Annotated in this window: 3 protein-coding genes and 1 rRNA gene; all 4 read left to right on the top strand. The window is 60.2% G+C overall.

Annotated elements, in window-relative coordinates:
- The first annotated feature begins 134 nt into the window (after positions 1 to 134).
- A 5S ribosomal RNA gene (gene rrf, locus H043_RS0125050) occupies positions 135 to 250 on the top strand.
- 154 nt (positions 251 to 404) lie between these two features.
- Entirely contained in the window at positions 405 to 3,857 is a 3,453-nt protein-coding gene (gene recC / locus H043_RS0125045; protein WP_027614155.1) for an exodeoxyribonuclease V subunit gamma, read from the top strand.
- Positions 3,854 to 7,543, top strand: coding sequence for an exodeoxyribonuclease V subunit beta (gene recB, locus H043_RS0125040; protein ID WP_027614154.1), 3,690 nt, complete (start codon positions 3,854 to 3,856; stop codon positions 7,541 to 7,543). The genes recC and recB overlap by 4 nt, the downstream gene beginning before the upstream one ends.
- The gene (recD, locus tag H043_RS0125035) at positions 7,540 to 9,639 is read left to right on the top strand and encodes an exodeoxyribonuclease V subunit alpha (RefSeq protein ID WP_027614153.1); all 2,100 of its coding nucleotides are present in this window, start codon (positions 7,540 to 7,542) and stop codon (positions 9,637 to 9,639) included. The genes recB and recD overlap by 4 nt, the downstream gene beginning before the upstream one ends.
- Positions 9,640 to 9,655 lie beyond the last annotated feature (16 nt).

Raw genomic sequence — 9,655 nt, 5'->3', positions numbered from 1 at the left:
ATGCTCGAAAGAGACCAGATTGCGGTGTGTGAAGACGCAATGAACCGAAAGTTCGCGATGCTCACAAAACACCTGTATCACATACCCGATTTGCTGAAGCGAGGCCAACCGGTCACGAGTCAGTACCCGAATTTCTTGACGACCATAGAGCGTTGGAACCACCTGATCCCATCCCGAACTCAGAAGTGAAACGATGCATCGCCGATGGTAGTGTGGGGTTTCCCCATGTGAGAGTAGGTCATCGTCAAGATTAAATTCCGAAACCCCAATTGCGAAAGCAGTTGGGGTTTTGTTTTGCCCGCAGGAAAGTTCCTACAGCATGCGGTAGGCCCTTCCGGCTGTCACAGCCTGCCGACAGTGCTAAGGTTCTGCCTTGGCTTTTGTACTTTTCCAAGGAAGCTTTTATGCCGGACGCCTCGTCCCTCAACGCTGCATTCATGGTGGTCCAGAGCAATAGCCTGGACGAGCTGCGCAGCCTGGTGGTCAGCATCATGCGGCGCTACCCATTGGCTCCCTTGGAGAATGAAATCGCTCTGGTCCAAAGCAACGGTATCGCCCAATGGCTCAAGCTGGCATTGGCAGAAGATCCTGAAGAGGACGATCTCGGTGGTTGCGGAATAGCCGCTGCCATCGATGTGCAGCTTCCAGGCAGTTTCATGTGGCAGCTCTACCGTATGGTGTTGGGCCGAGACGAAATCCCCGCCACATCCTTGCTCGACAAAGCTCCCCTGACCTGGCGGCTGATGCGCCTGTTGCCGCAAGTGATTGATCGCCCCCATTTCGAACCGCTACAACGCTTCCTCACCCATGACACCGACTTGCGCAAGCGCTACCAGTTGTCCGAGCGCCTGGCAGACCTGTTTGACCAATATCAGGTGTATCGGGCCGACTGGCTCGAAGATTGGGCCGAGGGCCGGCATCAGTTACGTAATGTTCGAGGCGAGATAAAGCCACTGCCTCCAGTCAGTTGCTGGCAGGCTGAATTGTGGCGTGCTCTTTTGGAAGATGTCGGTGAGCAAGGCATGGCCCAGAGCCGCGCCGGTGTTCATCAACGATTTATCGAGTGCATAAATTCCCTCGAACATGCACCAGCAGGACTACCCTCGCGGGTGATCGTGTTCGGTATATCCTCGTTGCCCGCCCAGGTGCTTGAAGCGTTGGCCGGACTCGCACGTTTCAGTCAGGTGCTGTTGTGTGTACACAACCCTTGCCGACACCACTGGACCGATATCGTCGCCGACAAGGATCTGCTGCGTCATCAATACAAGCGTCAGAGCCGCAAGAACGGCATGCCGGTCGTACTCGATCCTGAAACGTTGCACCAACATGCTCATCCGCTGCTCGCCGCCTGGGGCAAGCAAGGCCGCGACTATATCAACCTGCTCGACAGTTACGATGACCCCAACAGCTATCGCGCGGCGTTTCGTGATGGGCGCATTGATCTGTTCAGCGAAAATCAGCCACATAACATGCTCAACCAACTTCAGGACGACATCCTCGAGTTGCGGCCACTGAATGAAACGCGTGAGCGCTGGCCTGCCGTTGACTTGACGCAGGATGGGTCGATCCGCTTTCACATAGCCCACAGTGCCCAGCGCGAAGTGGAAATCCTTCACGATCAGTTACTCGCACGCTTCAGCGCTAATCCAGATCTGCGCCCACGAGATGTAATTGTGATGGTGCCGGACATCGACAGCTATGCGCCGCATATCCGGGCGGTGTTCGGACAACTGGATCGACATGATCCACGCTTCATTCCATTTACCTTGGCCGACCAGGGCCAGCGGGGCCGCGATCCGTTGCTGATTGCTGTCGAGCACCTGCTGAAGCTGCCCGATAGTCGTTTCCCGGTGAGCGAGATCCTCGATCTGCTCGACGTCCCTGCGTTGCGCGCCCGATTTGGCGTACAAGAGCGTGATTTGCCTACTCTGCATCGCTGGATCGAAGGAGCAGGCGTGCGCTGGGGAATGAACGCCGGGCAACGTGCCGGCCTGGGCTTGCCGGATGAGCTTGAACAGAACAGCTGGCATTTCGGTTTGCGGCGGATGTTGTTGGGGTACGCAGTTGGCAGCTCCAGCGCCTGTGCCGGTATCGAACCCTACGATGAAATCGGTGGTCTGGATGCTGCGTTGATCGGTCCGTTGGTTGCCCTGCTCGATGCATTGGAACTGGCCCATCACGAACTCACTCAAGTCGCTCAGCCCAAGGTGTGGGGCCAGCGCCTGCAAATCCTGATGCAGCTGTTTTTCAAGGCCAGTAATGAGCACGACGATTATCTGCTCACGCAACTTGAGGAGTTGCGCGAAACCTGGCTGCAGACCTGTGAATCCGTTGGGTTGGTCGATGAATTGCCGCTGACGGTGGTTCGCGAAGCCTGGCTCGCGGGGCTGGATCAGGGGCGTCTGTCCCAGCGTTTTCTCGCCGGCGCAGTAAACTTTTGCACGCTGATGCCCATGCGGGCAATCCCGTTCAAGCTTGTCTGTTTGCTGGGGATGAACGATGGCGATTATCCCCGGGCGCAACCCCCGCTGGATTTCGACCTCATGGGCAGTGACTACCGGCCAGGGGACCGTTCCCGGCGTGAAGACGATCGCTATCTGTTGCTCGAGGCGCTCCTGTCTGCGCGCGATCAGCTGTACATCAGTTGGGTCGGACGCAGCATTCGCGACAACAGTGAACGGCCTGCTTCAGTGCTGATCGGGCAGTTGCGCGATCACCTCGCCAGTGGCTGGCGGTCGCTCGATGAGCATCAGGATATGTTGACCTCCATGACCGAGGAGCATCCCCTGCAACCGTTCAGTTCGCGCTATTTCCATGACGGCGATCAACTATTCAGTTATGCCCGTGAATGGCAGGTTTTGCACCAGGTGCATGCGCCACAACATGAGACGGAGCTACTCGCGCCCCATGTTCAGGAGGAGCCGCTGAGTCTGGCTCTGCTGCAGGATTTCTTGCGTAACCCGGTCCGGCACTTTTTCACGCAGCGCCTCAAAGTGTACTTCGAGGCCGCCGAGGCGCCCCTGGCTGACGAAGAACCGTTCGTGCTGGACGCATTGCAACGCTACACACTGAGCGACAGCCTGCTCAACGCCGCACTCCGGCAGCCCGACAATATCGATCGGGCACTCGAAGATCAGGCGCGGCGTTTGCAAAACAGCGGATTGCTGCCCATGGCCGGCTTCGGCGAATGCCTGCAACGAGAGTTGATCGAGCCGTTACCGGACTTGCTGCAACGTTACCAACACCTTCTGGCGTTATGGCCGACACCATTGACCAGCGCGCTCCCGGTCAGTCTTGAGTTGCAGGGCGTGCGTGTTGAAGGCTGGCTCGCCGGTTTGCATCAACGCGCTGACGGTGGCGTGTTGTCGGTCACGACCATTCCCAACAGCATCGGCTCGATCAACAGTCGGAAATGGCATCGGTTGATCAAGCCGTGGGTCAATCACCTGGTGGCCTGCGCCAGCGGACTTATCCTGACCACGGCACTGGTGGCGAGTGACGATACGCTGCTGCTTGAGCCGCTGGAGAAGGATCGAGCGGTTCGTTTTCTGGGTGATCTGCTGCTCGCCTGGCAAGCCGGCATGCGCCAGCCGTTGCCGATCGCGGTCAAGACGGCCTTCGCCTGGCTTGCGCAGACTGATCCGCTCAAGGCTGAGGCGGCTGCCAGAAAAGCCTACGAAGGCGACGGCCAGACCAGTGAAGGTGAGCGCCGTGAAAGCCCTGCGCTGTCACGCCAATTCGCTGACTTTGACGCATTGAGTGCCGACGAAACATTCTCCGGTTGGTGCGACGCGTTGTATCGCCCCCTGTTTGAAGCGCCATGGCGCTCGTTGGCCAGCGAAGGGGCACGCGCATGAGTACCAAAACACCGCTGGCTCTGGCCTTCCCGCTGCACGGCAGTCAACTCATCGAAGCCAGTGCGGGTACCGGCAAGACCTTTACCATTTCTGCTCTCTATCTGCGGCTGATCCTTGGCCACGGCGGCGAATCGAGCGGCTTCGGCCGTGAATTGCTGCCCCCGCAGATACTTGTGGTGACCTTCACCGATGCCGCCACCAAGGAGCTGCGTGAAAGAATCCGTACGCGGCTGGCCGAGGCTGCGCGGTTTTTCCGTGAAGAAACCCCCGCGCCGGATGGCTTGATTGCCGAGCTGCGCGAGCAGTTTGACCCGGCACAATGGCCCGGTTGCGCCAATCGCCTGGACATCGCCGCGCAATGGATGGATGAAGCGGCCGTCTCCACCATCCACAGTTGGTGCCAGCGCATGCTGCGCGAACACGCGTTCGACAGCGGCAGCCTGTTTACCCAGTCCCTGGAAACCGATCACAGCGATCTGCTCGGTGAAGTACTGCGCGATTACTGGCGACTGTTCTGTTACCCGATGCAGGGCGACGCGCTGAACTGGGTTCGCGCTAACTGGGGCGGGCCGGCAGCGTTGTTGCCACGAGTGCGCGGCCTGTTTGGCAGTGAGCGCGACAGTGATGACGGCAAGGCCCCTGCAGAATTGATCAATGAGTGTCTGCAAGAACGGCGTGCCGCGTTGCTCGAGCTGAAGATGCCGTGGCGTCAGTGGGCCGATGAGCTGCTGGTGATCTGTCACGAAGGCGTTGCGAGCAAAGCCGTCGACGGACGCAAGATGCAGGCGCGCTACTTCGAGCCCTGGTTCGAGAAACTCAAGGCGTGGGCCGAAGACGAGGCCATGGAGCAACTGGACATCGGCACCGGTTTCACCCGATTGACCCCTGACGGAATGGCCGAAGCCTGGAAGGGCCAGGCACCGAGTCATCCGGGTCTCGACGCGATGCCGGGGCTCAAGTCGAGCCTCGACGCGCTTCCCACCCCCGATGCCGCCGTATTGCAACATGCGGCGAGATGGGTGGGCGCGCGTTTTGAGGAAGAGAAGCGTCGTCGTGCGGAAATGGGGTTCGACGACATGCTGTTGCGCCTCGATGCGGCGTTGCAATCCGACAGCGGCGAGCGCCTTGCTGCGGTGATCCGCGAGCAGTTTCCGGTGGCATTGATCGATGAGTTTCAGGACACCGATCCGGTGCAATACCGGATCTTCGAAAGCATCTATCGCATCGAAGATAACAGTCCGGACACCGGCCTGTTCCTGATCGGCGACCCCAAGCAGGCGATCTACGCGTTCCGTGGCGCCGATATCTATACCTACCTGCGCGCGCGTCAGGCCACCACCGGCCGCCTGCATACGCTGGGCACCAACTTCCGCTCCAGCCATGGCATGGTCAATGCGGTCAATCATGTATTCGAACGCGCCGAGTCCCGTGAGCAGGGGCGCGGCGCGTTTTTATTTCGGGAAAAAACCGGGGAAAACCCGGTGCCGTTCCAGCCCGTTGATTCGCAAGGACGCAAAGAGCGGCTGCAGATTGCCGGCCAGGATGTCGCGGCACTGAATGTCTGGCACCTGTCGACGGACCAGCCGCTGTCAGGGGCGGTCTATCGCCAGCAGTTGGCGGCGGCCTGTGCCAGCGAAATCACCGCGTTGCTCAATGGCGGGCAAACCGGTGCGGCGGGATTTGTCCGCGACGGAGAAGACTTCAGAGGCTCGCGACCCTCTGACATTGCGATTCTGGTACGCGACGGCAAAGAGGCCCAAGCCGTACGCGCAGAACTCGCGGCCCGTGGCGTGCGCAGCGTTTACCTGTCGGACAAGGACTCGGTGTTCGCCGCCCAGGAAGCGCATGACCTGCTCTCCTGGCTCAAGGCCTGCGCGGAGCCGGATGTCGAGCGCTCTCTGAAGGCTGCGCTGGCCAGCATCACCCTCAATCTGCCGCTGGCTGAACTGGAACGATTGAATCAGGACGAGTTGGTCTGGGAAGCCCGGGTCATGCAGTTTCGTGGCTATCGCGAACTGTGGCGCAAGCAAGGTGTGTTGCCGATGTTGCGGCGCCTGCTGCACGACTTTCACCTGCCGCAGACCCTGATCGCACGCAGTGATGGCGAGCGGGTACTGACCAACCTTTTGCACTTGTCGGAACTGATGCAGCAGGCTGCCGCTGAGCTTGATGGCGAGCAAGCGCTGATTCGTCATCTGGCCGAGCTTCTGGCGTTGTCTGGTCAGGCCGGCGAAGAGCAGATATTGCGTCTGGAGAGTGACGAGCAACTGGTCAAGGTCGTGACCATTCACAAGTCCAAAGGGCTTGAGTATCCACTGGTGTTCCTGCCGTTCATCTGCTCGGCAAAACCGGTGGATGGCAGTCGCTTGCCGCTGCATTACCACGATGCCTCCGGCAAAGCCCAGGTGACACTGAAGCCGACCGCCGAATTGATCGCCCTGGCGGATGACGAGCGTCTGGCCGAAGATCTGCGTCTGCTCTACGTCGCCCTGACTCGCGCGCAACATGCCTGCTGGCTGGGTGTCACGGACCTCAAGCGCGGTAATAACAACGGTTCGGTGCTTCATCTTTCGGCGCTTGGCTATCTCCTGGGTGGCGGCGCAAGGCTGGATGAGTCAACCGGTCTGAGCCGCTGGCTGCAGGATTTGCAACAGAACTGCACGGCCATCAGTTTGGGGGAGTTGCCTCAAGCCACTCAGGAGATCTACCGGCCCGAGCGCAACGAAGCGATCCTCAGCGCTACATTGGTGCCCAAGCGCAAGGCCAGCGAAAACTGGTGGATTGCCTCCTACAGTGCTTTGCGCATCAGTGACGTGTTGAGCGTGGGCAGCGATGAGGCGCCGGACAGTCCACAAGCGCAAAAGCTGTTTGATGATGAGCGTCTCGACCCGGATGCGCCGCGAGAGCTCGTGGTTGGTGGCGCCGATATCCATCGTTTTCCCCGCGGTCCGAACCCGGGAACCTTCCTCCATGGTTTGCTGGAGTGGGCTGGCGATGAAGGCTTTGCCGTTTCCAGTGAGTCGATCAAGGACGCAATTGGCCGGCGCTGCAATCTGCGCGGCTGGCAGGGCTGGATTGTTACCTTGAGTGACTGGCTGCAGCACTTGCTCAAGTCCCCGCTGCCAGCAGGTGGCGGACAGCCTCCGGTCGTGCTCGAGCAACTGAAGCAGTACCGCGTTGAAATGGAGTTCTGGTTCGCCAGCCACAAGGTCGATGTTCTCAAACTCGATGAGTGGGTGCGCCAGTACACCCACAACGGTGTGGCACGAGTGGCCGCCGAGCCAGTACAGCTCAACGGCATGTTCAAAGGCTTCATCGACCTGACCTTCGAACACGAGGGGCGCTACTACGTGGCCGACTACAAATCCAACTGGCTGGGTGTCGACGATGCGGCCTATACCGAGCAAGCCATGGAGCGCTCGATTCTCGACAACCGTTATGACCTGCAATACGTGTTGTATCTGCTGGCCTTGCATCGGCAATTGAAGGCGCGCCTGCCCGACTACGATTACGATCGACATGTCGGTGGTGCGTTGTATGTGTTCCTGCGCGGGACCCGGGCAGACAGTCGCGGCGTGTATTTTGCGCGGCCGCCGCGCGAACTGATCGAGCGCCTGGATCGCCTTTTCCAAGGCAAGCCGGAACCCAAGGCCGAACCCGCATGGGAACAGGGAGTCCTGTTATGAGCCGTACCTTCGCCGATCTGTCATCGGCTATCGACAACCCGTCGAGCCTGGCGCCACTGACCAGTGCCTCGGATCTGCTGATCTTGCTTGATCGCTGGGTCGAGCGAGGCTGGCTTCGTTCGCTGGACAAGGCCTTTATCGGTTTTCTGTACGAACTCGCGCCTGAGTCCGATCCACTGGTGTTGCTCGCTGCCGCACTGACCAGCCATCAACTGGGTCACGGACATGTCTGCCTCGACGTGTTCGAAACCCTCAAGGCCCCGGATTTCGCCCTCTCTCTGCCTCCGGAAGGCGATGAGCAAAGTGATGTCTTGCTCCTGCCGTCGCAGTTGCTTGAAACGCTGGATGGCGCCCATTGGTGCAAGGTGCTGGCGAGCAGCGCTCTGGTTGCACTGGCTGCGGACAATAGCGAAGCGGCGCATCAGCGACCGTTGGTGCTGTCCGGCAAGCGTCTGTACCTGCGGCGCTACTGGGCCTATGAGCGGCGTATCGATGCGGCGTTACGCACACGTCTGGCCCAAGGCGAAACGCCGCCGGATGACTTGCCCCAGCGTCTCGATGAATTGTTCGGCCCCGCCAGGCCGGGAGCAGTGATCGACTGGCAGAAACTCGCCTGCGCGCTTGCCACTCGGGGAGCCTTCAGCATCATCACGGGCGGCCCGGGAACTGGCAAAACCACCACGGTGGTGCGTCTGCTCGCGCTGCTTCAGGCGCCGGCGGTGGAAGCCGGTCAGCCGTTGCGCATTCGTCTGGCGGCGCCCACGGGCAAGGCTGCTGCGCGGTTGACCGAGTCCATCAGCCAGCAAGTGCAGTCGCTGCAAGTCACCGAAGACGTGCGCGAGAAGATCCCCTGCGACGTGACCACTGTCCATCGTTTGTTGGGCAGTCGGCCCGGCACCCGACATTTCCGCCACCATGCCGGCAACCGCTTGCCGCTGGATGTGCTGGTGGTCGATGAAGCTTCCATGATCGACCTGGAAATGATGGCTAACCTGCTCGATGCGTTGCCGGCGCATGCGCGTCTGGTGTTGCTCGGTGACAAGGATCAACTCGCCTCCGTAGAGGCCGGGGCGGTGCTCGGCGATCTGTGCCGCGATGCCGAGGCAGGCTGGTACAACCCGCAGACCCGGCGGTGGCTGGAGTCGGTCAGTGGTGAGTCATTACAGGACAGTGGCCTGCACGATGACCACGACGGCTCGCATCCTTTGGCTCAGCAACTGGTGATGTTGCGCCATTCCCGACGCTTCGGTGAAGGCAGCGGCATCGGTCAGCTGGCGCGGCGGGTCAATCAGCAGTTGCCGGAGGAGGCGCGCCAGTTGCTGGCGGCCGGTCACTATGATGACGTGTTTTCCCTGCCGCTCAAGGGCGAACACGATCACACGTTCGAGCGGCTGCTGCTCGACGGTCATGGGGAAGGTCCAAAGGGTTATCGCCACTATCTGAATATCCTGCGCCAACAACGCCCGCCAGCGGAAAGACCGCTGGAGCATCCGGACTGGATCAACTGGGCGCGGGAAGTGCTGCAGGCGTTCGACACCTTCCAGTTGTTGTGTGCTGTGCGCAAGGGGCCTTGGGGCGTTGAAGGGTTGAATCTGCGGATCACCGAAACGCTGGTCAAGGCACGCCTGATCGAGCATGACCAGCAATGGTACGAAGGCCGGCCGGTGCTGATGACGCGCAACGATTACGGTCTGGGTCTGATGAATGGCGATATTGGCATCGCCCTCAAGTTGCCCGAGCGCGAAGGCCCCGACGCCGGCAAACCGGTGCTGCGCGTGGCCTTTCCGCGTAACGACGGGCAGGGCGGTGTGCGTTTCGTGCTGCCGAGCCGGCTCAACGATGTGGAAACGGTGTACGCGATGACGGTGCACAAATCCCAGGGCTCCGAGTTCGCCCACACCGCGCTGATCCTGCCGGACGCCTTGAATCCGGTGTTGACCAAGGAATTGATCTATACCGGTATTACCCGGGCCAAACACTGGTTCACTTTGATCGAGCCCCGGGCCGGCGTGTTTGAAGAGGCGGTGCAGCGCAAGGTCAAGCGCCTGAGCGGATTGATGCTGGAACTGGAAGAAGGTGGCGAGGTTCGGGAATGAAATAACCTGATGTTCG

The sequence above is a fragment of the Pseudomonas sp. URIL14HWK12:I6 genome (assembly GCF_000514195.1).
Lineage (GTDB): Bacteria > Pseudomonadota > Gammaproteobacteria > Pseudomonadales > Pseudomonadaceae > Aquipseudomonas > Aquipseudomonas putida_A.
Note: the sequence above shows the minus strand (reverse complement) of the source record. Positions and strands in the feature narration are given on the sequence as shown.